This is a genomic window from Pseudomonas sp. AC463 (assembly GCF_979253585.1).
In genome coordinates this window covers 1-243 of record NZ_CEEDDZ010001058.1, presented here as the reverse complement: position 1 = coordinate 243, position 243 = coordinate 1, and the positions used below count along the sequence as shown (strand labels likewise).

At 69.5% G+C, this 243-nt stretch carries 1 protein-coding gene; it reads left to right on the top strand.

From position 1 onward, the window contains the following. Positions 1-243: hypothetical protein (locus tag AC0IYH_RS33500; RefSeq protein WP_471838748.1), on the top strand; the 243-nt coding region annotated here is incomplete at both ends.

Genomic DNA, 243 nt, shown 5'->3' with positions numbered 1-243 from the left:
CCCGACATCGACGCCATGCTCGCCTATTTGCTGCCGGAACTGCGCAGGCTGGGCCTCGTCGCGCTGGACGTGAGCGGCGCGGGGTCGGTCTATGCCGATACGTCCGGCCCCGCGGTGCGCAAGATCAGGCCGCTATGGAAAGGCGTGCTGATCGGCGGTGCGTCGCTGTCGATCGAAGAGGCGGAGGCGGAGGTGGAGTCCGGACTGCTCGACGCCGTCACCTGGGGCCGGGCGTTCATCGCC